The sequence below is a fragment of the Roseomonas sp. KE0001 genome (genome assembly GCF_016107285.1).
Classification (GTDB): domain Bacteria; phylum Pseudomonadota; class Alphaproteobacteria; order Acetobacterales; family Acetobacteraceae; genus Pseudoroseomonas.
This window is the reverse complement of sequence record NZ_RCVQ01000015.1, coordinates 1-23,979: the sequence shown is the minus strand read 5'-3', so window position 1 is coordinate 23,979 and position 23,979 is coordinate 1. Positions and strand designations below refer to the sequence as shown.

Sequence of the window (23,979 nt, the reverse complement as noted above, 5' to 3'; positions counted from 1 at the left end):
GGCAGAGCACCGGGATGACCGCGAACTCACCGCGCGGCCAGAGTGCTAGACGGCATCGGAACCCACACAATCTCCGTGTTCTCCCCCTGCCCGGCAAAGACCGGGGTCATGCCAGCTGGCGGCATCTGCGCCTTGGAGCGGTCGAAGTATGTGATGGTGAGGTTCTCGCCCGCCCCGCCTGACAACGCGACAGCGCCGCCACCGACGATGTTGTTCCTCGGACCTGGACCGTAATCGATCATCGTGTTCTCGCCGCTCGCGACGACGCGCGGGTACGAGGGCGACCCATCCAGGCCCGCGCAGCCTGCCATGAGGAAAGGAAGGGTCACCGCCCACATCAGTCGAGACTTCGGCATCATCGGTTCCTGCGTAAACAGCGCCTGGTGCGCTGGCCCCGGTGATGTACGGATCCAATCGTGCGGTGGCCTGACCGGACTGCATCGAATTCTTACGGGAAGGCGGCTGCAGCGTCGGTTGGCAGCAATGGCGGACGATCGCCCCAGGCTAGCCGTCAGCCTCCCCGGACGCTCGGGAGGGTGAGCTTCACGACAGTCCCGATGCCCTGGACGCTCTGCATCTCCAGGCGGCCGCCATGGGTCTCGGCGATGGCCTTGGCGGTGGGCAGCCCAAGGCCGCTTCCTTCACCCGCCGCCCGCGCCTCGTCCGCCCGGAAGAACGGCTCGAAGACCCGCTCGAGATCGCCCGGCGCCACGCCCGGGCCGCTGTCGCCGACGGCCACGACGGCCTCGTCCCCGCGCCGGAGCACCTCCACCCAGGGGGAGCGCCCGTACTTGATGGCGTTGCCGAGCACGTTGCGGATCGCACGCTTCAGGGCCGTCGGTTGCGCGAGGACAGCGGAGTCCTGGTAGTCACGCTCCTCGAGGAGGGCACCCTCCTCGGCGCACTCATCGACCACCACCTGAACCAGCGAGACCAACGAAATCCTCGTCGCGGCTTCCCCGCCATCCCCGCCACGCAGATAGGCCAAGACGTCCGTCACCATCTCGGCCATCTCGCGGACGTCCTGGAGCATCCGGCCTCTGGCATGGCCGTCGGCGATGTCCTCCGCCCTGAGGCGCATGCGGGCGAGTGGCGAGAGCAGGTCGTGCGAGAGGGCGCCCAGGGCGAGCGACCGCTGCTGCAGCAGTTCCCTGGTCCGGGACGTCGCGGCCTCCAGGGCCTCGGCGACCTCCCGCACCTCGGTGGGCGAAGCCAGCCCGTCCAGCTTGAGGACACCGTCGGCAGGCAGGTTCCGCGCACGCGTGGCCAGGAGGGCCATTGGCTTGGCAACCAGACGGGAGGCGAAGGCCGCAAGCGCCAGGAGCGTCACCGCCGTCAGGATGATGGCGATGCGGAAGGCCATGTCGTCGGCGCTGAGCAGCGAGACCGCGCGGAGCCGGGCGTTCACCCACGTGCTGTCCGCCAGTTGGACGCTGATCGCGACGTCCTGGACATTCCCGGAGGTGCCGGACGCATCCAGCCTGACACGGACGGCCCGCCACTCCGGCGGGCCGGACACGATGGCCCTGAGGTCGTCGTCGAGGTCGCTGCCGTCGGGCACGGCCGTGCGGGCGGACCACTCCACCTCCATGTCGGGAGTGGAGTTGCGCCTGGCGGCGCCTGGCCGCTCGCCGGGTGGGAGCGAGGCGATCTGCCGGACCGTCGAGTAGATGCGGGACACCGCCACCTCCGCCGCGCCGCGCTCGGCGGCCCCGCGGAGGATGTAGCCGTGCAGGGCGAGGCTGACCCCGAGGAGCACGACGAGCGCCAGCGCGCCGGGCGCGAGGATCAGCAGTGCGAAGGAGTTCAGCCACCGCGGGCGTCGAGACGCCGTCACCGCCAGCTCACCGGGGCGGCGAGCATGTACCCGGCGCCCCGGAGCGTCTTGATGATCTCCTCGCCGCGCCCGCCGAGCTTGGAGCGGAGCCTGCTGATCTGCGCGTCGACCGACCGCTCGAGGCCGCCCAGCGCCCGGCCGCGCGCGATGTCGAGCAGCTGCTCGCGCGAGAGGATGCGCTGGGGGCGCTCCACGAAGGCGAGGAGCAGGTCGTACTCGCCGCTGGTGAGCTCGATCCTGCTGCCATCCGGGGCCGTCAGCTCGCGCTGCCGGGTGTCCAGCAGCCAACCCCGGAACTCCGCCCGGTCGCGCCTGGCGTCCTGCTCCTCCGGGCTCATCCGCTGGCGCCTGCGGAGCACGGCGCGGATCCTCGCCACCAGTTCCCGCGAGTCCGGCGGCTTCACGATGTAGTCGTCCGCGCCCAGTTCGAGCCCGATGACCCGGTCGTGGGCCTCGCCGAGGGCGGTCAGCAGGATGATGGGCACCGCGCTCCTCGCCCTGATCTCCCGGCAGATCTCGAAGCCGGAGATGCCGGGGAGCATGACGTCGAGGAGGAGCAGGTCGACATGGCTGCCTTCCATGATCTCCCGCATCTCGACGGCGTTCCTCGCCCCGTTGGCCCGGAACCCGCTCCGCCGGAGCATCTGGAGCAGCAGGGCGCGGAGGTCGCCATTGTCCTCGACGAGGAGGATGCTGAAGCCCTCGCCGGACAACACGGGCGGATCGTCGGTGTTCGTTATGATATAACTTGGCTCCGGGTTCTTCATTCTTCTGGCGCTTGGTCCGGTTTTACTTCGCGGTGTTTCCGGGAGCCATCACCTGCGCTGCCGCCGGAAGCAAGTTACTGTCTATTGCCGTTGGTCACAAAGAAGGAGCTGCCCGCGCCTAGTGGCGTCGAGCAGCTCCCGTCCCATCCTCAGATGCGGTGGTCAGGAGCCCGACGAACGGGTGATCACCTCGGTGGCCTGCCAGCTGGTCACGTCGGGACTCATGGTGGCGTTCAAGTGGTCCACGACGGACTTGACAGGCATTCCGCTGGCCCGGTCGATCCAGAGGGTTTCCGTAAAGGTGTAGCTTGTCCCCACGACGGAGTAGGCCCGGCGCACCTTGATGGCGTCGAAGGACCCGGCGCGCACGTCGGCCTGCTCCTGGCCCAGGATCTGCCATTTCTCGTTGACGGTGGTGCTGTTGCCGTAGCGATCGCTGCCGAAGTAGTCGATGTTGACCACGCGGCTCGGGCCGCCCTTCCATTCCGCGAAGGTCGACAGGAGCTGCTTGCCCCCGGCGTTGAAGAAGGCCGACTGCGTGCTCCAGTAGCCCAGGAAGCGCGGCTGGCGCGCCTGGTCGAGGCAGATAAGGGGGGACGCGGGGTCGGCGCCCCGATAAGTGATCGTCGGTAGGTTGGTCCGTTCGACCTTGCTGCCCGGCGCTGGGCAGCGAAGGCTGGCTTCCTGGGCCGACAGGCCGGTGGAGGCCACCATCAACGCGCCTGCCACGAGTGCGAACTTCAGCATCATAGGGATCCTTTCCAGGTGGCGGGCAGGAGCGCTGCCCGTGCCGCTGACGAAAGGCTACCGGCGGTTTTTCATGCCCCGCTGACGGAGGCGCATCGTTTTGTGACGGCGCCAGATGGCGGGTAGCCCGGGCGGCGACGCGTGGTAGATGGCGGGCGTCCCGAGGAGGAAGTTCCGGCCCGCATGCCCCCTGTCTCCGCTCCCCGCCCAAGGCCCACGCTTCGGGCGAAGCCCATCCGCCAAGCGTGGGCTTGGGCTTCAGGCAATGCGGGGCCAGGAGCGGACATGCTCGTTTGCGTGACAGGCCCGATGAAATCGACTAGTCCGGCTCCTGGCATGTGGACCAAAGGCACATCGTCGGTCGTGTCGGCGCTTCGCGCGGGGATCATCGCGATCTTCTGCGCGCTGGCAATCCTGCTCGCCGTCATGCCCGCACACGCGGCAGACGACGCGGCGGGTGGACCGATGGCCGCCATCGAGGCCGTGTTCTCCGAAGGCGTGGACGAGGAGCCCCCGGCTTGGCCGGACACGCTGCCGGGTCACGGCAGCGGCCCGTTCTGCGGCCATGTCGCGCTGCTCCGCTCGTCCGCCGTCGCCACGTGTCCACCGGCCGACGAAGCCTCCTCAAGAAGCTCCTTTGCCCCGGCGCACGCCCTCGTGCCCGGACCGTCGGAACTGCTGACCAAACCACCCCGCGCCTGAAGCCTGCCTGTCCCTGTCGGCCACGCACGGCCTCCTGAGGGAGCACCTGTGTGGGCTGCTTACGGCTCGCTTTTCAGGTGCTTCGATGACAATCAAGGTCTTCTGCTTGGCGGCGGTCCTCGCCGCCGCCCCGGTCATGGCCCGCGCGCAAAACGCTCACCCGGCCGCAGCTCCGCTCACCATCACCTCGCCCCAGCAGGCGGTCGAGGCCGCGCTCAACGTGTCCCCCGCGCTCCGGGGTGCCGGGGCCGCCCGGCAGGCCGTGCAGGCGGACGCCCTGCAGGCGCGGCTGCGCCCAAACCCGGAGCTTAACAGTTCCTTCGAGAACTTCGGCGGTTTCGGCGGCCGCAACGAGAACCGGGGCTTCACGACGCTGGAGACCACGATCGGCCTGTCCCAGCGCATCGAGCTGGGCGGCAAGCGCGGCGCCCGGATGGACTACGCGGCCCGGAACACGGCCGTGGCCGAGCTCGACTTCAACGGGGTTCGGCTGGAGGTCGCGCGCGAGGTCGTCACCGCCCTGGCGGCGGCGGAGGCCGCGAACAGGCTGGCCGAGGTTGAGCGCGGGCGCGCACGCCTCGCCGCCGAGACGCTGCGGGCCTCCCGTGGCCGGGTCGAGGCGGGCCGTGACCCGCTCCTGCAGGCCGAGCGGGCCGAAGTCGTGCGGGTCACCGCCGACATCGCCGCCGAGCGGGCTCAGCGCGAGGTCGAGATCGCCCTGGCTGACCTGGCTGTCCTCATCGGCGTGCCGCGGGTCGCACTGGCGCCGCGCCAACCCTGGTTCGAGGACATCGGGCCAGCCCCCACGCGCCCTGCGCAGGCCGGTCCCCTGGCCCGGCTGACGGCGAACCCCGAGCTGGCCCGGCTGGACGCCGCCATCGCCCAGCAGCGGTCCAACCTGAACCTGCAGCGCTCCAACGCGGTGCCCGACCTCACCGTGAACGCCGACGTGCGCCGGTTCGGCGACACGGGCGAGACCGCCTTCGTCGCGGGCGCCTCCATCCCGCTTCCCTTCTTCGACCGCAACCAGGGCGGCATCGCCCGGGCCCACGCCGAACTGACCCAGGCCGAGGCGGCGGCCGAGCGGGGGCGCAGCGCGCTCGTCGCCCAACTGGTCGCCGCGGAGGAGCGCCTGGCGCTCGCCTGGCGCACCGTGCAGAGCCTCCGCCGCACCGCCCTGCCGTCCGCCGAGCAGGCGGCCCGCTTCGCGTCGGGCGGGTTCAGCGAGGGCCGCTTCGGCTTCCTGGAAGTCCTGGACGCGCAGCGCGCCCTCTCGGACACCCGCGCCCAGTTGGTCGAGGCCTACCGCGACTTCCACACCATCCGCGCGGCCGTGCAGCGCCTGCGGGGCGAGGCGCCCGCCGCGCCGCCCCAGCCCATGAACATCCAGACCAGGAGTGCGCGTTGATGCTCCGCATGACCCTGATGGCCGGGGCCGCCCTTGGCGGGCTCGCGGTCGCCACCGTCTTCCCCTCCATCCCCGAAGCTACCCGCAACCTCGTTGGCCTGCCCGTGCCGCCCGCCGTCGGGGCGTCACCGGCGCCCGCAGAAGCCCCGAAGGGTGACGGGCACGGCCATGCCGAGGGCGGAGAGCACGCCGAAGGCGAGGAAGGTCACATCGAGATGACCGCCGAGCAGGTCGAGGCGGCCGGGATCCGCGTCGCCGCGGTTCAACCTGGCGTGCTGGTAAGCCGGGCGGCCGTGCCCGGCGTCCTGTCCGCCAGCCAGGACCGGCAGGCGCGGGTGACCGCCCGCCTCGGCGGCATCGTCTCCGAGGTGCGCAAGACCCTGGGCGACGAGGTCGCCAAGGGCGACGTGCTGGCGGTGCTCGAGAGCCGCGAGGTGGCCGACGCCAAGGGCGAGTTCCTGGCGGCCACCCGGGTCGCCGCCCTCGCCGAGACCACCCTGGCGCGGGAGGCCCGCCTCTGGCGCCAGCGCATCTCCGCTGAGCAGGAGTTCCTCCAGGCCCGCACCGCGGCCGAGGACGCCCGCATCAAGGTCGACCTTGGCCGTGCCCGGCTCGCGGCTTTCGGCCTGTCGGAGGCCGAGGTCGCGGCACTGGCCCGCCAGCCCGCCGCCACCCTGCGGCGCCTGGAGCTCCGCGCGCCCATCGCGGGCCGGGTGACGGCCCGCAACGCCGTCCTCGGCGCCGCCGTCGCCGCCGACGCGGAGGTCTTCTCGGTCGCTGACCTGTCCACCCTCTGGGTCGAGATGACCATCCCGCCGCGGGACGTCCCGATGGCCCGGCAGGGCCAGACCGTCCTCGTCACCGGCGAGGGGGACGCGCGCGCGGAAGGGAAGATCGTCTTCCTGAGTCCGGTCCTGGACCCCGAGACACGCTCGGCCCGTGCCGTGGCGGAGATCCCCAACGCCGAAGGTGCCTGGCGGGCCGGTGGCTTCGTCACGGCGCACCTCTCGACGGCCGAGCAGCCGGTGGACGTGCTCGTGCCCCGGGAGGCCGTTCAGGAGGTCGAGGGCAACAAGGTCGTCTTCGTCCGGAACGAGGAGGGCTTCGAGCTGCGCGAGGTGGCGCTCGGGCGCGAGGACGCGAACGGCTACGAGGTCGTCTTCGGGCTGGACGCCGGGACGGAGATCGCGGTCGGCAACGCCTTCTCGCTCCGGGCCGAGCTCAGCAAGTCCGAAGCCGGTCATGCGCACTGAGAAGCATCACCTGACATGATCGGACCCATCCTCGACTTCTCCGTCCGCAACCGCTGGACGGTGGTGCTGCTGGCCGTCATCGCGGCCTGCATCGGCGCGTGGTCCCTCGCGCGCCTGCCCATCGACGCCACGCCGGACATCACCAACAACCAGGCGCAGATCAACACCGTCGCGCCCTCGCTCTCGCCCTACGAGATCGAGAAGCAGGTCACCTTCCCGATCGAGACCGCGCTGGCGGGCATCCCGGGGCTGGAGAGCACGCGCTCCATCTCCCGCAACGGCTTCAGTCAGGTCACGGCGGTGTTCGCCGAGAGCACCGACATCTACTTCGCCCGCCAGCAGGTGCTGGAGCGCCTGATCGAGGCGGGAGAGGCGATGCCTGAGGGCGTGGAACCCCGTCTCGGGCCGGTCTCCACCGGCCTCGGCGAGGTGACGATGTGGACGGTGCGCTTCGCCGACCGCACGCCGGGCGACGTCAAGCCGAACGGCACGCCGGGCTGGCAGGCCGACGGCAGCTACCTGACGCCGGAGCGCGAGCGCCTGGCCACGGAGGCGGACCGGGCGACCTACCTGCGGACCGTGCAGGACTGGATCATCCGGCCCCAGATCCGCAACGTGCCCGGCATCGCGGGCGTGGACGCCATCGGCGGCTACACCAAGCAGTACGTGGTGCAGCCCGACCCCGGGCGCCTCATCGCCCTTGGCCTGAGCTTCAGCGACCTCGCGTCCGCGATCGAGCGCAACAACGTCTCGACCGGCGCGGGCTACGTGGAGCGCGGCGGCGAGGGCCTGGTGGTCCGCTCGGGCGGGCGTGTCGCCACGGTGGCGGAACTGGAGCAGGTGGTCGTCACCACCCGCGAGGGCACCCCGATCCTCCTCCGCGACGTCGCGCGGGTCTCCATCGGCCAGGCCCCGCGGACGGGCAGCGCCAGCGGCAACGGCCAGGAGATGGTGGTCGGCACCGCGCTGATGCTGATCGGCGAGAACAGCCGCACCGTGGCCGCCGCCGTCCACGCCAAGGTCGACGAGCTGAAGCGGACCCTGCCGGTCGGCATCGAGGCCACGGCCGTGCTGGACCGCGGCATCCTGGTGGACGCCACCATCAAGACCGTCGCCAAGAACCTCGGCGAGGGCGCGCTCCTCGTCGTCGTCATCCTGTTCCTGATGCTGGGAAACATCCGGGCCGCCATCATCACGGCGATGGTCATCCCCATCACCATGCTGCTGACCTCCTTCGGCATGGTGCGCGGCGGCATCTCGGCCAACCTGATGTCCCTCGGCGCCCTGGACTTCGGCCTGATCGTGGACGGCGCCGTCATCATCACCGAGAACAGCCTGCGCCACCTCTCCGAGCGCCAGCACGAGAAGGGACGCCTGCTCACCCTGGGCGAGCGCCTCGAGACGGTCGCCGACAGCGCCAAGGAGATGATCCGGCCGTCGCTCTACGGCCAGGGCATCATCATCCTCGTCTACGCCCCGCTGCTCACCTTCACGGGCGTCGAGGGCAAGATGTTCATCCCGATGGCGCTGACCGTCATCATCGCCCTGGCCTTCGCCTTCGTCCTCTCCCTGACCCTGGTCCCGGCCCTCATCGCCATCTGGATCAGCGGGCGGGTGCAGGAGAAGGACGTCGCGATCGTGCGGGGCCTCAAGCGCGTCTATGCTCCCGTGCTCGGGCGCGCGCTGCGGGCGCCGCTGCCGGTGATCGCCGTGGGCGCGCTGCTGTTCGTGGGGTCGCTGAGCCTGTTCTCGCGGCTGGGGCAGGAGTTCATCCCGCAGCTGGACGAGGGCAACCTCGCCATGCAGGCCCTGCGCATCCCGAGCACCTCGCTGCAGCAGTCCCAGGCCATGCAGTCCGTTCTGGAGCGCCGCATCTCGCGCCTGCCCGAGGTCCAGATCATCTACTCCAAGACCGGCACGGCCGAGGTGGCCTCCGACCCGATGCCGCCCAACGCCTCGGACACCTTCATCATCCTCAAGCCGCGCGACCAGTGGCCCGACCCGTCGCTGCCCAAGGCGGAGCTGGTGCGCCGCATCGAGCAGTCGGTCGCGGGCATCCCGGGCAACGCGCTCGAGTTCACCCAGCCCATCCAGATGCGCTTCAACGAGCTGCTGGCGGGCGTGCGCGGCGACCTCGCCGTGAAGGTCTTCGGCGACGAGTACGGCCCCATGCTGCAGGTGGCCGGGCAGATCTCGCAGATCCTCAACGGCACCGAGGGCGCCGCGGACGTGAAGGTGGAGCAGGCGACGGGCCTTCCCTTCCTGGAGGTCACGGTGAACCGCGCGGAGGTCGCACGCAGGGGCCTCAGCGTCGCCGACGTCCAGGCCGTGCTGGCGGCGGCGGTCGGCGGCCGGGAGTCGGGCATGGTCTACGAAGGCGACCGGCGCTTCGCCATCGTCGTCCGCCTGGGGGAAAGTCTGCGCAACAACCTCGAGGCGCTGCGGAACCTGCCGGTGCCGCTGCCGCCGGTGGCGGGCAGGCCCGCCGCCTCGGTGCCGCTGCAGCAGCTGGCGACCCTCAACGTGGTCGAGGGGCCGAACCAGATCAGCCGCGAGCAGGGGCGGCGCCGCGTGGTCATCCAGGCCAACGCCCGCGGACGCGACATCGGCTCCATCGTGGCCGAGGCGCAGGCGAAGGTGAACGAACAGGTCCAGCTGCCGCCCGGCTACACCATCACCTGGGGCGGCCAGTTCGAGAACCTCGCCAAGGCCCGCGACCGGCTGAGCGTCGTGGTGCCCGCCTGCTTCCTGCTCATCATCATCCTGCTCTTCGCGGCGCTCGGTTCGGTCCGCGACGCCCTCCTGGTCTTCAGCGGCGTGCCCCTGGCGCTGTCGGGCGGCCTGCTGGCGCTCTGGCTGCGGGACATGCCGTTCTCCGTCCCGGCGGCGGTGGGCTTCATCGCCCTCTCCGGCGTGGCGGTGCTGAACGGGCTGGTGATGGCGACCTCCATCAAGGGCCTCATGCAGCAGGGGCACCTGTCCCTGCGGGACGCGGTGTACCAGGGCGCCATGACCCGCCTGCGGCCCGTGGCCATGACGGCGCTGGTGGCGTCGCTCGGCTTCGTTCCCATGGCGCTCGCCACCGGCGCGGGCGCCGAGGTCCAGAAGCCGCTGGCCACCGTGGTCATCGGCGGCCTGATCAGCGCGACCCTGCTGACCCTGCTGGTGCTGCCCGCGCTCTACGTGCGCTTCGGCCGTGTCCAGAAGCCCGTGGCGGAGGACGCCGTCCCCGCCGGGGCGCGGCACGCCGCGGCCGAGTGAATCCGGCGGGAGGGGCGTCCCAGCCCCTCCCGGCGACAACAGTCCACCAACCAACGAGGACATCAAACGTGCGGACCATCCTTCTCGCGGCCCTGGCGGCCGCCTCCATCTCCACCGGCGCGCTGGCACAGGCGCATGGCCACAGTGACCAGGGCGCCCATGGCGGCCGCATGCAGGACGTCGTCGGCGTGCACGCCGAACTCATCGTCTCGGACCGGACCCTGACGGTCCACCTCTACGACGAGGCCGGGAAGCCGGTGCCGTCGGCGGGCTACACGGTGTCCGCGCTCGTCGGCTCCGGCCAGGCCCGCCAGGTCGTCCAGCTGGCGCCGGGGACGGACAACACCCTGGCCGGGACAGCTCCGAGCGCCCCCGCGCGAGGCGCCGCCGTGACCCTGCAGGTCAAGAACCCGGCCGGGCGCAGCGGCCAGGCGCGCTACTGAGCGTTGAATGCCGCCCCGCTCGCTTGGTGGGGCGGCTGCCTGACTTCACGGACACGTGCCTGAGTGGAAGGGAGCCGAAGGGCTTTTAAGGGTTGAACCTCCAGCGGCTGGAGGTGCCAACGACCTGCCCGGATGGACCACGGTGGGTCCTTGCTGGAGGCTTGAATGGGACAGGGTCACGACCACGGTGCGGGCAACGCCAACTCGGCGGCCTTGGCCAAGGCTTTGGGACTGACGGGCGCGTTCCTGCTCGCCGAGGTGGCGGGCGCCTACATCTTCAACAGCCTGGCTCTCCTTTCCGACGCGGCGCACATGCTGACCGACGCGCTGGCCCTTGCAGTGGCCCTCGTCGCGATCCGGGTTGGCCGTCGCCCAGCCGACCGGCGGCGCACCTGGGGCTACCATCGCTTCGAGATCCTGGCGGCCGCGTTCAACGCTTCCCTGCTGTTCCTCGTCGCCCTGTACATCCTCTACGAGGCCTACCAGCGTTTCCGCGAGCCCGCGGAGATCGGCAGCCTCGGCATGCTCGCGGTGGCCGCCTTCGGGCTGCTGGTGAACTGGATCTCCATGCGCCTGCTGGCGGGGGGCAGCGAGAGCAGCCTCAACGTCAAGGGCGCCTACCTCGAGGTCTGGAGCGACCTCCTTGGCTCCGTCGCGGTCATCATCGGCGCCGCTGTCATCTGGGCCACCGGCTGGACCTGGGTGGACCCCGTGCTCGGCATCGCCATCGCCTTCTGGGTGCTCCCGCGGACCTGGACCCTCCTGTCGGAAGCCATCGACGTCCTGCTGGAGAGCGTCCCGCGCGGCATCGACATCGACGCCGTCGAGCAGGCCATCAGTAAGACGGCCGGGGTCCGCGGCATTCATGACCTCCACATCTGGGCACTCACCAGCGGCAAGGTGGCCCTTTCGGCGCACATCGTTGTCGACGCCGCGCTGTCCAGGGAGGAGAGGCTGGAGGACGTGCTGGGAGCCATGCTCGCGGAGCGGTTCGGCATCACCCACGCGACCATCCAGACCGAGTTGGCGGGCGCCCATGGTGGTGTGACCGAAGACCTGTGGGGAAAGTCCGAAGCTGGGCATGCGCATGGATAGCTCCTCCCATGGCTGTCGCCGCCACACGCCAGCGGAAGTTTCCCGTGAACCTGATTCACCCCCTTGAACCTCCAGTGACTGGAGGTCGTATCTAGGGGACCATCAGCAGGAGATTGCTCGATGGACGGCACGCGCAGCGGCGGAGGTACCCCGGGACAGCCGGTGACATGGCGGGTGGAAGGCATGGATTGCGCTTCCTGTGTCGCCAAGGTCGAGAAAGCTGTCGGCCGTCTCCCGGGCGTCACCAACATCAAGGTCAACCTGATGGCCGAGCGGCTCGGCGCCACGCTGGCGCCCGGTGGCGCGACGCCCGAGGCCGTCGAGAAGCAGATCGGCGCCCTGGGCTACAAGGTCACCCGCCTTGAGGCCCTGGCCGCCTCGCCGCCGCTGTCCTGGCGGGTGGAGGGCATGGACTGCGCCTCCTGTGTCGCCAAGGTGGAGAAGGCCGTCGGCCGCCTTCCCGGGGTGTCCGACGTCTCGGTGAACCTGATGGCCGAGCGGCTGACCCTGCGCCTCGCGCCGGGCACGACGGATGCCGTGGCCGTGGAGAAGCAGATCGGGGCACTCGGTTACAAGGCCCAGGCCCTCGCGCCTCAGGAAGCCCCGGGCGCGCCGCCTGCCTCGGCAGTTGACCACGACCATGGCCACTGCCGCGGGCACGACCATGGCCATCATGACCATGGCCACGATCATGACCATGATCACGGCCATGCCGGGCACGGACATGCCCAAGCCAAGCCTGCCGGTGCCCAGCCACACGCCGCCCATGACCATGGCCATGCCCATGGCGCCGCGTTCGGCCACTCGCATGCCGACCACGAGGACCCCGCCGACGCGACCAAGCCCTGGTACGCGACGGGCAAGGCGCGCCTGGTCTGGCTGCTGGGCGCCCTCGTCATTGGGGCCTACGCGCTGTCGCTGGTGCTGCCCCGCAACCTGACCTATCCGCTCTTCCTGATCGCGACGCTGGTCGCCCTGGTACCGTTCGGGCGGCGCGCCTTCAACTTGGCGCGGGCGGGTTCGCCCTTTTCCATCGAGACCCTGATGGTCACCGCCGCCGCGGGCGCCGCCGTCATCGGCGCGGCGGAGGAGGCGGCGGTCGTTGTCCTGCTCTTCGCCCTGGGCGAGCTGCTGGAGAACGTGGCGGCCGGGCGCGCCCGGGCGGGCATCAAGGCGCTGGCGAACCTCATGCCCCGCACGGCCCTGCGCCTGCGCGCGGACGGTTCGACCGAACAGGTGCCGTCCGACCGCCTGTCGGTCGGTGATCTCGTGCTGGTCCGCCCCGGCGACCGCGTGCCCGGCGACGGCACCATCGAGGAAGGGCAGTCCGCCCTGGACGAGAGCCCGGTCACCGGCGAGAGCGTGCCGGTGACGCGCGGCCCCGGGGACGCGATTGTGGCCGGTTCCATCAACGCCGACGGCGCGCTCCGCATCCGGGTGAGCCGCGCGGCCACGGACAACACCATCGCCCGCATCATCCGCATGGTGGAGGAGGCCACCGCCTCCCGCGCGCCGACGCAGCGCTTCATCGAGCGGTTCTCGACCTACTGGACCCCGGGCGCGATGGTGGTGTCCGCGTTGGTCATCCTCCTGCCGCCCTTCCTGCTCGGCTGGGACTGGTGGACCAGCGTTTATCGCGGCCTGGCGGTGCTGCTGATCGCCTGCCCCTGCGCCCTCGTCATCTCCGTCCCCGCCGCCCTCGCCTCCGGCCTGTCGGCCGGTGCCCGGCGCGGCCTGCTGATCAAGGGCGGCGCGGCGCTGGAGGCGATCGGGGCGGCCCGGATAGTGGCCTTCGACAAGACCGGCACGCTGACAGCGGGCCATCCGAAGGTGACCGACGTGCTTCCGGTGGCAGGAACATCGGCCTGGGATCTCCTGGCCTATGCCGCGGCCGTGGAGCAGGGGTCCTCGCATCCCCTGGCCAAGGCCGTCCTGGCCGAGGCCAGTGAGCGTGGCATTGCGACTCCCCAGGCTTCCGACCAGGGAGCCGTGCCCGGCAAGGCGGTCACCGCCACGGTGGGCGGGCGGAAGGTCAGCATCGGCAGCCCGCGCCACGCGGCGGAGCTGGGCGCCAACATGGGTGCTCTCGCCGAACAGGTTTCCAAGCTGGAGACCGAGGGGAAGACCGCCGTCGTGGTGGTCGTGGACGGCGCCGCGGCGGGTGTCCTGGCCTTGCGCGACGAGCCGCGTGCGGATGCCGCCGCGGGCGTGGCCGCTCTGTCGAAGCTGGGCATCCGCTCTGTCATGCTGACCGGCGACAATGCCCGGACCGGCGCCGCCATCGCAGGTGGCCTTGGCCTGGATGTGAAGGCCGAACTGCTGCCCGAGGACAAGCTGCGCGAGATCGGCGCGCTCCGCGAAGCCGGTTCCGTGGTCATGGTGGGGGACGGCATCAACGACGCCCCGGCGCTGGCGGCCGCCTCGGTCGGCGTCGCCATGGGCGGCGGCACCGACGTGGCGCTGGAGACGGCCGACGCGGCGGTGCTGAAGGACCGCGTCTCCGGCATCGCCGAACTCGTCGGCCTGTCGCGTTCCACCATGACCAACGTGAAGACCAACGTGGCCATCGCCGTCGGCCTCAAGGCCGTGTTCCTCGTGACGACGCTCATCGGCGTGACCGGCCTCTGGCCCGCCATCATGGCGGACACCGGCGCGACGGTGTTGGTCACCCTCAACGCGCTCCGGCTGCTGGCCTGGAAGCCCGGGGTGTAGCCCTGATGCGTGGAACCCGGGTGCCGGATGCCCGAAGGCGAGTTCCGCCGCAAGCAACCTGAACCCAGGAGCCGGTCATGGCCCACCACCATCATCACGGCGGCACGGAAGCCAAGGATTCGCCTGGACGCGGCAGGCGTCTTCTCGTCGCGCTGGCTTTGAACCTCGGGATCACGGCGGCCGAGGTGGTCGGGGGCGTCATCTCCGGATCGCTGGCGATGCTCGCCGACGCTGCCCACAACTTCTCGGACGCAGGCTCCGTGCTCGTGTCCTACGTCGCATGGCGCATCTCCCGGCGCGACGTGGATCGGAGGCGGACCTTCGGGTACGGGCGCTCGGAGACGGTCGGCGCGCTCATCAACCTGACGACGCTCTTCGTCATCGGCTTTTACCTGCTCTACGAGGCGGCAGACCGCTTCATGAATCCGGCGGAGGTCGCCGGGAAGACGATGCTGATCGTGGGCCTCATCGCCCTGGTGGAGGACGCCGCCTCCGCCTGGGTGCTGCGGAAGGACATCGGCAGCCTGAACGTCAAGAGCACCTACCTGCACATGATCGCGGATGCCCTGGCGACCGTGGGTCTCATCGTGGGCGCCCTGGCCATCATGGTTTGGGGAGAGCGCGTCCAGTGGGTCGACCCGGCCATCACCGCGGCGATCTCGGTCTACATCTTCATCCACGCGTGGCACGAGATCCGGGAGGCGGTTGCGGTGCTGATGAACAGTGCTCCCCGGGACTTCGACTACGAAGCCGTTCTGGCCGAGTTGAGGGCGGCGCCGGGCGTGCGGGACGTTCACCACATCCACGTCTGGCAGCCGGAGGAGGGCAAGGTGGCACTGGAAGCGCACCTCGCCGTGGAGGACCTGCCCTTGGGGGAGGTGACCGACATCAAGGAGCGCCTCAAGGCGAAGCTACGCGACCGCTTCGAGATCGGGCACGCGACCCTCGAGTTCGAACTGGCGGGGCGTTTCCGCCATGGACGGCAGCTTCTCGGGGACCCCTGAGGCAGGGAAAGAAAGCTCCCGGCACCGAGCACCGGCTGCCCAGTGGGCGAGTCCCGGATTTCAGCGCGGGGCGACCAAGCGCCGGTGCGAACCTGCCGATGGATGCCCTCACGGCCGTCGGGGACCGCGCGGATTGCGCTTGAGATGCCTCTACTAATGATTGTAGCCTTGGGTTCACTCTGGGCCTCTGGCGGGAGCCGGTGGCAGGCGAGCACCCACTTGGCAGGCGTCGTCCATGACGGTTCCCCTGATTCCTTCCAGGCCTGAAAGCCTTCCCGAGGTCCATCGCTCCGTCCGGGTGCCGAACGCCGGAGGGTTCCTCCGCAAGCTGCTGGCCTTCGTCGGGCCCGGCTACCTGGTGGCGGTCGGCTACATGGATCCGGGTAACTGGGCGACGGCCTTGGCTGGCGGCTCGGCCTTCGGGTACACGCTGCTCTCCATCGCCCTGCTCTCGTCCCTGATGGCGATCCTCCTGCAGGCGCTCTGCGCCCGCGTCGGGATTGCGACGGGCCGCGACCTGGCGCAGCTGTGCCGCGAGCGTTTTCCGGCTCCCGTCGCCTATCCGCTCTGGCTCCTGGCGGAACTCGCGATCTGCGCGACGGATCTCGCGGAACTCATTGGCACCGCCATCGCCCTGCAGCTGCTGTTCGGCATTCCGCTGCTCTTCGGCGTGATGCTGACGGCCCTGGACGCCTTCCTGATCCTGTGGCTCCAGAACAAGGGCATCCGCTGGCTGGAGGCCCTGATCTTCGGCTTCATCGCCCTGATCTTCGGTTGCTTCGCCATCCAGATCGCCTTGGCGGATCCGGACTGGGGCGCCGTGCTGCGCGGCTACATCCCGGCCGCCTCCATCGTCATGAACGAGACGCAGCTCTACATCGCCATGGGCATCCTCGGCGCCACCGTCATGCCGCACAACCTGTACCTGCACACGGCGCTGGTGCAGTCGCGGGACTACGGCAGGGACCTGGATGGCAAGCGGGAGGCCATCCGCTTCTCCAGCATCGACAGCACCGTGGCGCTGAGCCTGGCCCTGCTGGTGAACTCGGCCATCCTGATCACCGCGTCGGCGGTGTTCAACACCGCCGGGAGGACGGAAGTCGCCGAGATCCAGGAAGCCTACCAGTTGCTCTCGCCGCTGGTCGGAACCGGCGCGGCGGCAACGCTGTTCGCGGTCGCGCTGCTGCTGTGCGGCATCAACGCCACCGTCACGGCGACCTTGTCCGGCCAGATCGTGATGGAGGGCTTCCTCCGCTTCCGCCTGCCGCCGGTGCTGCGGCGCCTGATCACCCGCCTGGTGGCCATCATACCGGCCGTCCTGGTCACCTGGTTCTACGGCACGAGCGGCACGGCGCAGCTCCTGATCCTGAGCCAGGTGATCCTGTCGCTCCAGCTGCCCTTCGCCGTGGTGCCGCTGATGCTGTTCGCCGGGGACAAGGGGCGATTGGGAACCCTGACGGCGCCCCGCTGGCAACTGGCGCTCGGCTGGGCCAGCGCGGCGCTCATCATCGGCCTGAACGCCAAGGTGATCCTCGACCTCATCATCCAAGAATGAGGTCGCGCCGTCCGGGCGCGGCCTTCAGCGCGGGGCGTCCAGCTCGCTCAGGATGAGTTCGTAGAGCTGGCGCGGACCGAAGGAGAGCAGCGGCCGCGTGTTCACGAAGAAGGTCGGCGTCTGCCGCACCTGCAGGGACTGCAGGTCCGCCGTGTCGGCCTGCAGCACGCGGTCGACCTGCGGCTGCCGTCCGTCCTTCCTGGCCCGCTCGATGTCCAGCCCGGCAACCCCCGCGATCCGCCAGGCGGCCGCGAGGTTCGGCGCGCCGTGGGCCGCCCACTCCGGCTGCCGGGCGAAGAGGGCGTCCAGCACCTGCTCGAAGCGACCCTGCAGCCGGGCCGCCTCGAGGATGCGGACGGCCTCGTCCGACCCCTGGTGGAACGGCGCGTAGCGCAGCACCAGCCGGACGTCCTCCGGGTGGCGGGCCAGGATCTGCCCGAGGATCGGGTGGAACGCGCGGCAGGCCTCGCAGGACGGATCGAAGAACTCGACGAGGGTCACTCGCGCGTCGGACTTGCCGATGACGGGCGAGTGCGGCCGCACGTAGGTGTCGTCCTGGCCGGTTACCGCCGGGCCAGCGAGTTCGCCGTGCGGGTACAGCCAGTATCCGAAGCCGAAGGCCGCGAGGGCCACGGCGCCGGTGCCAAGGGTGAGGACGCGCCGGTTCATGCCTTGCGCCCTCCCCGGGCGAGCAGTGTCAGCAGGATCAGCAGGGTGGTGAAGGCGAGGAACGAGAGCATGGGCAGCGGCGCCCAGCCCAGCAGCAGCATGCCTTCGCCGGAGCAGGACGGACCCGACGCGGCGCAGGGCTGTATGGCTTCCGGCACCACGCCGTAGAACATCAGCGTGTGCCACCCTGCGATCAGCCAGCCGACCAGCGCCAACGGCAGGGCGTAGCGCCAGGCGCCCGTGTCGGAGCGGTAGCAGGCCACGGCCAGCAGCACGGCGAGCGGGAACATGAAGGCGCGCTGATGCCAGCAGAGGGAGCACGGCGCCTGGCCCATGACCTCGCCGATGAACAGGGCGCCTAGGCTGGCGGCGAGCGCCACGGCCCAGGCCGCGAAGAGGATGGACCAAGCCTTGGCGTCGGCGCGGCCCTGTGTGGTCGACGTCACGGCGCTCATGGGCGCGTCCCCTTCTCCGTCATCAGTGTGCGGCTCCATGACCGGCCGCCGGTTCCCGCATCGCCACCTGCACCGGGACGGCAAAGGTCGCACCGTTCTCAAAGTTCAAGGTCAGGGTGAAGCCCTGCCCAGCTTTGAGGTCGGCGGCTGGCTTGATCAGCATCAGGTGCAGGCCGCTCGGCTCGAAGCGGATCACGCCACCCGGGGGCACGACCACGCCGCCCGGCCGTGCGCGCATCCTGGCCACCCTGCCTTCCACGACACTCTCGTGGATCTCGACCCTCTCGGCGACGGGCGTGCTGCCGCCGAGGAGGCGGACGGGTTGGCTGCCTCCGTTGCGGAGGCTGAGGTAGACGACCGCGGTGCCGATGCGCGCCAGCGCCGGTCGGGACCACGCGTTCTCGGCGAACAACCCGGGCTGCGCCTGCGCGGACGCCCCGCTCGCCACCATGCAAGGCAAGGCGGCCACGAAAGTACGGCGCTTCACGACGAGCGGTCCTCCGCCTTGGCGGCGCCGAGCGCCGCGCTGCCTAGGGCCAGCCGGATTTTGGCGACCGCCGTCGGCACGGGTTCGTGGGTGTCCAGGAAGCCGCGCAGCGTATCGTCCGCACCGACCAAGTAGATGGAGGCGGTGTGCTCCATGACGTAGGAATCCCCGCCCGTGGGAACCTTGTTGTAATATGAGCGGAACGCCTTTGCGGCCTGCGCCACCTCCGCCTCGGTGCCGGTCAGACCGATGAGGGTGGGATGGAAGTTGGTCACGTAGCTGGCCAGCAACTCCGGGGAGTCGCGCCCGGCGTCGACGCTGATGAACAGGGGCCGCACCGCCGCGGCCTCCTGCGGCGCCAAGCCATCCAAGACCTCCGCGATGTAGCCGAGGCCGGTCGGGCAGACGTCCGGGCAATGGGTGAAGCCGAAGAACACCAACCGCACCCGCCCGGCGTAGGTCGCGTCGGTGACGCGCTGGCCCGTATGGTCGACCAGCGCGAAGGGCGACCCGATGGGCTGCTGCATGCCGCTGGATCGCGGCGCGGAAGCCCTCTTGGAGCGCAGCATCCACTCGGACAGGCCCCACCCGAGCGCGCTCCCAGCCGGGACGCCAACGCCAAGGGCGAGCAGCAGGGTCCTGCGGTTCATCCTTGTCTCCTTTCTCAAGTCAGTCGTGGCCTGGAAATGGTCATCTGGCTGGAGTGGCGCCGCGGCGCCCGCGATGAAGCCGGTTCCCGGAACAGGCCGGGGGCACCTTCCCGATGCGCAGTGTCCGCTGTCAGCCATGGCTCCGCCATTCTTTACGCAGGGGCATAGCCGCTTGCGGCTACGGCCCAAGGCTCCCTAGATGCACCCTGTAGCCACTACAGGGTCAACGCCATGATTGCCGAACAGTCATTTAACATCGGCACGCTTGCCCGGGCCACCGGCACAAAGGTCGAGACCGTCCGCTGGTACGAGAAGGTCGGCCTGCTGCCCAAACCCGGTCGGAGCGCCGGAAACTACCGGACCTACGGGGAAGCCCATCTCGGGCGCCTGAGCTTCATCAGGCGGGCACGGGAACTCGGCTTCTCGCTGGAGCAGATTCGTGCCCTGCTCGGACTCGTCGGGCAGCCCGACCTGCCATGCGGCGCCGTGGACGCGATCGCCCGGGAGCATCTGGCGGAGGTCGAGCGGAAGATTGCGGACCTTCAGGCGCTTCGCCGCGAACTGGACTCCCTCATCAGCCAGTGCGGCTGCGGCACCGTGTCGGAATGCCGGATCGTCGAAGCCCTGGCGCCCACCCCTGAGGCACTCGGCGCGGCAGCCGGGCTCTAGCCATGCATGCGCGCCGCATCCAGGCGCCACCGGCCCGGATCGGTGACCACACCCCCAGCTATTCGGCGGCGGCGGCAGGCTTGGCAGACACCAGCGTCGGCACCCAGCGGATGTAGACCAGCATGGCGACGAGCTCTACGAGCGTCTGCGTCACCACCGCGGCAGGCAGCAGGGCGCCAGCCTCCGGAACGGCGAAGGCCAGCGGCAGCACAACCAGGGAGTTGCGGGTGCCACCGCTGAAGGTGACGGCCCGCCCCGCGCCCGCCTCAAGGCCCACGAACCTGGCCACCAGGCTGCCCACGACCGGCATGGCCACGGCGAACGCGGCGTAGACCGGCACCAGCATCGCGACGGACCTTGCCTGCGCCGCCACGTCCGGCGCGACCGCCGCGATGACCACCAGCAGCACCATGGCCATCAGAGGCACTGGCAGCCATCCCATGGCGTCGACGACCGTCTTCCCGGCACCGGACCGTGCCGCCCAGGCCTGAGTCGCCGCCGACAGGGCCAGCGGGACGGCGATGAGCCAGACGAATGCCTCGATGAACGGGCCGGGCTGCATCATCGCCATGGCGCGCTCGCCGACGAACAGGCCGAGATAGACGGGCAGCAGCAGCATCTGCGCCACCAGCAGCACGGGGGTCGCCGCCACGATCAGCCGGGGATCGCCGCGGCCGAGGTGGGTGAACACGACCACGTAGTCGATGCAGGGCGCCAGCAGCACCATCAGGACGCCCAGGCGAAGCACCCATTCCTCGCTGGGTAGGAAGGAGGCCAGGACGAATGCCACCAGGGGCGCGGCGACGAAGTTCACGGCCAGCAGCGTTAGCAAGAACCGCCCGTTGGCCAGGCTCTTCCGGAGGTCCGCCAGGGGCACCTGGAGGAAGGTTACGTAGAGCAAGGCCGCGAGGGCCGGGTTGATGACCGCGCCCCAGGCTTCCCCAGGGGCGGCAACGGCCATGAGCGCGCCCGCGACGACCGCGGCGAAGTAGATGGCGACCTGGTTCTCCTCCAATCCGGTGCGGGTGACGGCCAAGCTGTCGGCTCCTTCGTGATGAGTGGGCAACCCCTGACCCAATGCCATTCACCTGCGGCTTGGGCAGGACCAATCCGCACCGCTCGGGGAGGAGATCTCCTGTCAGCGCGGCTGGAGGCGCAGGATGGTGTCGCTGTCGGCTTCTAGCACCCCGGCCGACTTGTCCACGGAGTACAAAGTGCCGCGCGGCCCCAGCAGGACGTGGTTGGCCAGCGGCGCCGGACCGAGGTTGGCCAGGATCTTGCCGTCCGCGTCCACCACGGTAACGGTGCCCGCCCCGCGGCTGGCCACGTAGCCGTGGCGTCGCGCCGGGTCGAATACGACGTTCAGCGCCCCGGCGCCCACAGGGGTGTCAGCCACCACCCTGCCGCTCTCGCCGTCCAACACCACCAGGTTGTCGCTGTCCTGCGACGCGACGTAGATGCGCCCGGTTTGCGGGTCGTGGGAAACACCGATGGCGCCACGCGCGCCGGGCACCGGCAGCACCTTCTCCACCGCGTTGGTGCGGGTGTTGATCACCGCCACCTCGTTGGTGACTTGGCTGACGACGTAGAGCCGGTTCGCGGCGGCATCCAGCGACAGGCTGGCGGCGGAGAAAGTGCCGCCGCGGACCCGGGACACGATCTCGATGCGCGCGGCGACCTCGTTGCTGCGGGTGTCGAACACCACCACTTCCGGCGCGAGCATGGCGCTGGCGAAGGCCTTGTTGAGCCGCGGATCGACCAGCACGTCGCGCGCGTGGCTCACCGTGCCGGGCGGGAACTGCTTCACCAGCGACAGGTCGGACTGGCGGTACACCGCCACGGTGTCCTGCCGCGTGTTGGTGACCCAGACCGTGTCGTTGCCGTCATCCACGCCTATGCCGTAGACGGCGTAGACGCCCGCATCCGCCGGGCCGCCAGGCCGCGCCGGGGCAGCCTGCGGCGTGATGCGCGCCAGCACCTCCAACGTCTCAGGGTTCAGCTTCAGCAGTTCCGACTGCTTCACCGGCGGGCGACCGATGGCGGAGGTGACGAACAGCGCATTGTTCTTGGCGCTGTAGGCGGACTGGTAGAGGCCGCGCGCCACCTTGGCTTCCCGCGTCACGTAGCCGTTCTGGCCAGACAGCGGGATGCTGGGCGACACCTTCAAGGGCGCCAGCGCCGCGCTGTAGGGGCCCTGCGCCACCACCACGATCGGGTGGCTGCCCACGGCGGCGTCGGCTGGGACCATGATCCGGCCCGCGATCTTGCCGTCCTTGTCCGCTTCCAGCGTGCCGTTGGGCAGTGCCGCCGTGCCATAGAGCAGCGCCACCTTCTGGCCTGGGCGGAAGCCCTGGCCGGACACGGCAACCTCGCTCCCGGGAAGGATGGGCTTGCCGCGCTCGGTGGCGGCGAAGCGTACCTGCGCGTTGGCCGCAGCGTCCACTGCGCCGAAGGAGGACTGCGCCAGCGCGTCACCCGTGGCCAGAAGCAGCGAACCGGCGGCCAACATGCCGATGGTGGCGAGGCGAGAGTGCGTGCGGAGGCGTCGCAATGGTGCGGTGTCCTGCTGGTCGGGGTGGGCGAGGAGGTTGGTCAGGCTGACGTGAGAGCGCGTGGGACCGCCGCGTGCCAGGGGCCTAAGCTACGGCTTGCCTCCCTTGGAGGGACTTCGGCCGCGGTCGACCCGACAATCCTGGCGGGATGGAGTACGGCGTCGGGCACAGTGAGGCGTTGGTTCACGGCAGCACATGATAATCATTCGCATATCGCACTAAGATTAAGCAACTGCAACCGTTCCACTGGCCCACCACCCGGTGTCAGTGGCTCCCCCTGGGCGCCTCGACATCCTCGCGAAGGCTCCGGGCGGGCCTCAACGTGGGAGCGGCGCCCTTCAACGCGGCGGCCGAGGCAGGCCGACCGGCGGTCTGGGCCGCCGGTCGACTTGGCCAGGGCCGACTTCCCAAATCCGGTACAGGTCGGCCGCCGACAAGGGTCTTCCGTTGATGCTAGTGGCTACCCTCTGGGGCGCCTGGCTGGGCTGGCGGAGTCGGCATTCCTGCCCGCTCCTCAAGCTGGCGCAGGTGAGTCTCCAAAGAGGCCATCCGCTGCATCATCGGGCAGCCCATCATCATGCCGCCCTGCTGCCCCTGCTGCATCGGCATCATTCCGCCCTGGGTCTGGCTGCCCTGGGCAGAGGCGTCTGCCACGGCCAGAATTCCAGCCAGGGCGGCAATGGATACGACGAACTTCCGCATCGTTGACCTCCTCATGGTTGCCCGCAACGAAGACGCACTTCCCACATGGGAGGGTTTCGCTGCGGGAGAACGTCGTCAATCACGCGCCACCCTCAGGTCCGCCCGCGCGTCGCGAATGATCGACCAAGCCGACTGGAGGAACAGCCCGGCGATGACGAATGCCACGGCGAGATCGGGCCATGCTGTTTCGGTCCACCAGACGAGGCCCGCCGCGACCAGCACGGCAGCATTGCCGATGGCGTCGTTGCGGCTGAACAGCCAGACGGCCCGGACATTGGCGTCGCCCTCCCGATGCGGGATGAGCACCGCCGCGGAGGCGACGTTGACCACCAGCGCGACGGCGCCGAACAGGCCCATCAGCTCGGCCTCGGGCTGGTTCAGCACCAGCACCCGGTAGCCCGTGGTGGCGAGCACGCCCAGGCCGAGCACGGCGAGGAACAGTCCCTGGATGAGGGCAGAGCGGGCGCGCCAGGCGAGGCTCCAGCCGATGGCCAGCAGGCCGAGGAAGCTGATCAGGCCGTCACCCAGGAAGTCGAGAGCGTCCGCCTTCAGCGCCTGGCTGCCGGAGACGAAGCCGCCGACCATCTCCACGAGGCCATAGCCGACGTTGAGGCCGACCACGATCCAGAGCGCCCGGCGGTAGGCGGGCGTGATGTGGGCGAGGTCCTCGGGAAGGTCGTCGTCGTCGCTCATCCAATGTTCCCAAGCCAGGGAAAGAGCCGGAGCATCAGGATGGCGAAGTCGGTCAGGTGGCCCGTGATCATGGCCACCCCCATCGCCACCATGACGCCGCCCGCCACGATCTGAAGAGCACGGCCAAGGCGCCGCAGCCCGCGGAACGGGCCGCGCAGGAAGCTGTCCGCGAAGGCGGCGACCAGCAGGAAGGGCACGCCCAGCCCGGCCGCGTAGGTGGCCAGCAACACGATGCCGAGGTGGCTGATCTCGCTGGTGGCGGTCAGCGCCAGGATGGCGCCGAGCACCGGCCCGATGCAGGGCGTCCAGCCGAAGGCG

The 23,979-nt window shown here is 70.1% G+C and carries 23 protein-coding genes; 10 read left to right on the top strand and 13 right to left on the bottom strand.

Annotated elements, in window-relative coordinates; translation table 11 throughout:
• Positions 1 to 26: 26 nt before the first annotated feature.
• From D9598_RS19435 to D9598_RS19420, 4 genes are all read right to left on the bottom strand, one after another.
• Complete coding sequence (locus tag D9598_RS19435; RefSeq protein ID WP_198368154.1) at positions 27 to 356, bottom strand: hypothetical protein; 330 nt, start codon at positions 354 to 356, stop codon at positions 27 to 29.
• A gap of 155 nt (positions 357 to 511) precedes the next feature.
• A complete protein-coding gene (locus D9598_RS21670) occupies positions 512 to 1,837 on the bottom strand; it encodes a HAMP domain-containing sensor histidine kinase (protein WP_198368153.1) in 1,326 nt (441 codons plus the stop codon).
• Positions 1,834 to 2,604, bottom strand: coding sequence for a response regulator transcription factor (locus tag D9598_RS19425; RefSeq protein WP_198368152.1), 771 nt, complete (start codon positions 2,602 to 2,604; stop codon positions 1,834 to 1,836). The genes D9598_RS21670 and D9598_RS19425 overlap by 4 nt, the downstream gene beginning before the upstream one ends.
• A gap of 162 nt (positions 2,605 to 2,766) precedes the next feature.
• The gene (locus D9598_RS19420; protein WP_198368151.1) at positions 2,767 to 3,351 is read right to left on the bottom strand and encodes a hypothetical protein; all 585 of its coding nucleotides are present in this window, start codon (positions 3,349 to 3,351) and stop codon (positions 2,767 to 2,769) included.
• Positions 3,352 to 3,636: 285 nt separating this feature from the next.
• Between D9598_RS19420 and D9598_RS19415 the strand changes: the two genes are divergently transcribed.
• The 9 genes from D9598_RS19415 (at position 3,637) to D9598_RS19375 (ending at position 16,784) form a co-directional block, all read left to right on the top strand.
• Positions 3,637 to 4,053 (top strand): hypothetical protein, encoded by a 417-nt coding sequence (locus D9598_RS19415; RefSeq protein WP_198368150.1) that lies wholly within the window; start codon positions 3,637 to 3,639, stop codon positions 4,051 to 4,053.
• 85 nt (positions 4,054 to 4,138) lie between these two features.
• Positions 4,139 to 5,461 (top strand): TolC family protein, encoded by a 1,323-nt coding sequence (locus tag D9598_RS19410; RefSeq protein ID WP_198368149.1) that lies wholly within the window; start codon positions 4,139 to 4,141, stop codon positions 5,459 to 5,461.
• Positions 5,461 to 6,714, top strand: a complete 1,254-nt coding sequence (locus tag D9598_RS19405; protein WP_198368148.1) for an efflux RND transporter periplasmic adaptor subunit — start codon at positions 5,461 to 5,463, stop codon at positions 6,712 to 6,714. The genes D9598_RS19410 and D9598_RS19405 overlap by 1 nt, the downstream gene beginning before the upstream one ends.
• Positions 6,715 to 6,729: 15 nt before the next feature.
• Positions 6,730 to 9,975: an efflux RND transporter permease subunit gene (locus tag D9598_RS19400; RefSeq protein WP_198368147.1), complete on the top strand. Its 3,246-nt coding sequence runs from the start codon at positions 6,730 to 6,732 to the stop codon at positions 9,973 to 9,975.
• A gap of 68 nt (positions 9,976 to 10,043) precedes the next feature.
• The gene (locus D9598_RS19395) at positions 10,044 to 10,418 is read left to right on the top strand and encodes a hypothetical protein (protein WP_198368146.1); all 375 of its coding nucleotides are present in this window, start codon (positions 10,044 to 10,046) and stop codon (positions 10,416 to 10,418) included.
• A gap of 165 nt (positions 10,419 to 10,583) precedes the next feature.
• Entirely contained in the window at positions 10,584 to 11,513 is a 930-nt protein-coding gene (locus D9598_RS19390) for a cation diffusion facilitator family transporter (RefSeq protein WP_198368145.1), read from the top strand.
• Between the two features lie 120 nt (positions 11,514 to 11,633).
• Positions 11,634 to 14,225 (top strand): heavy metal translocating P-type ATPase, encoded by a 2,592-nt coding sequence (locus tag D9598_RS19385; RefSeq protein WP_198368144.1) that lies wholly within the window; start codon positions 11,634 to 11,636, stop codon positions 14,223 to 14,225.
• Between the two features lie 77 nt (positions 14,226 to 14,302).
• Positions 14,303 to 15,229, top strand: coding sequence for a cation diffusion facilitator family transporter (locus tag D9598_RS19380; RefSeq protein ID WP_099096365.1), 927 nt, complete (start codon positions 14,303 to 14,305; stop codon positions 15,227 to 15,229).
• 235 nt (positions 15,230 to 15,464) lie between these two features.
• Positions 15,465 to 16,784: an Nramp family divalent metal transporter gene (locus tag D9598_RS19375; protein ID WP_099096364.1), complete on the top strand. Its 1,320-nt coding sequence runs from the start codon at positions 15,465 to 15,467 to the stop codon at positions 16,782 to 16,784.
• A 24-nt stretch (positions 16,785 to 16,808) separates the two neighbouring features.
• Here D9598_RS19375 and D9598_RS19370 read toward each other — a convergent pair whose 3' ends face one another.
• From D9598_RS19370 to D9598_RS19355, 4 genes are read right to left on the bottom strand one after another with little or no spacing between them, the layout of a single operon-like run.
• Positions 16,809 to 17,453: a thioredoxin domain-containing protein gene (locus tag D9598_RS19370; RefSeq protein WP_198368143.1), complete on the bottom strand. Its 645-nt coding sequence runs from the start codon at positions 17,451 to 17,453 to the stop codon at positions 16,809 to 16,811.
• Positions 17,450 to 17,908: a disulfide bond formation protein B gene (locus tag D9598_RS19365; protein WP_099096362.1), complete on the bottom strand. Its 459-nt coding sequence runs from the start codon at positions 17,906 to 17,908 to the stop codon at positions 17,450 to 17,452. Before D9598_RS19365 ends, D9598_RS19370 begins: the two co-directional genes overlap by 4 nt.
• A 22-nt stretch (positions 17,909 to 17,930) precedes the next feature.
• Positions 17,931 to 18,395, bottom strand: coding sequence for a copper chaperone PCu(A)C (locus D9598_RS19360; protein WP_099096361.1), 465 nt, complete (start codon positions 18,393 to 18,395; stop codon positions 17,931 to 17,933).
• Entirely contained in the window at positions 18,392 to 19,045 is a 654-nt protein-coding gene (locus D9598_RS19355) for an SCO family protein (protein WP_198368142.1), read from the bottom strand. Before D9598_RS19355 ends, D9598_RS19360 begins: the two co-directional genes overlap by 4 nt.
• Positions 19,046 to 19,276: 231 nt before the next feature.
• Here D9598_RS19355 and D9598_RS19350 point away from each other — a divergent pair, with 231 nt between their 5' ends.
• On the top strand, positions 19,277 to 19,714 hold the full coding sequence (locus D9598_RS19350; protein WP_198368141.1) for a helix-turn-helix domain-containing protein: 438 nt from the start codon (positions 19,277 to 19,279) through the stop codon (positions 19,712 to 19,714).
• A 58-nt stretch (positions 19,715 to 19,772) separates the two neighbouring features.
• On the opposite strand, the gene D9598_RS19345 is transcribed toward D9598_RS19350, so the two are convergent.
• The 5 genes from D9598_RS19345 to D9598_RS19325 form a co-directional block, all read right to left on the bottom strand.
• Positions 19,773 to 20,750: an arsenic resistance protein gene (locus D9598_RS19345; protein WP_198368140.1), complete on the bottom strand. Its 978-nt coding sequence runs from the start codon at positions 20,748 to 20,750 to the stop codon at positions 19,773 to 19,775.
• 102 nt (positions 20,751 to 20,852) lie between these two features.
• Complete coding sequence (locus D9598_RS19340) at positions 20,853 to 22,265, bottom strand: YncE family protein (protein ID WP_099096357.1); 1,413 nt, start codon at positions 22,263 to 22,265, stop codon at positions 20,853 to 20,855.
• A gap of 454 nt (positions 22,266 to 22,719) precedes the next feature.
• Positions 22,720 to 22,968, bottom strand: coding sequence for a hypothetical protein (locus D9598_RS19335; protein ID WP_198368139.1), 249 nt, complete (start codon positions 22,966 to 22,968; stop codon positions 22,720 to 22,722).
• A 75-nt stretch (positions 22,969 to 23,043) separates the two neighbouring features.
• A complete protein-coding gene (locus D9598_RS19330; RefSeq protein WP_099096355.1) occupies positions 23,044 to 23,661 on the bottom strand; it encodes a cation diffusion facilitator family transporter in 618 nt (205 codons plus the stop codon).
• Positions 23,658 to 23,979: cytochrome c biogenesis protein CcdA (locus tag D9598_RS19325; RefSeq protein WP_304621617.1), on the bottom strand; the 322-nt coding region annotated here is incomplete at its 5' end. The genes D9598_RS19330 and D9598_RS19325, both read right to left, overlap by 4 nt.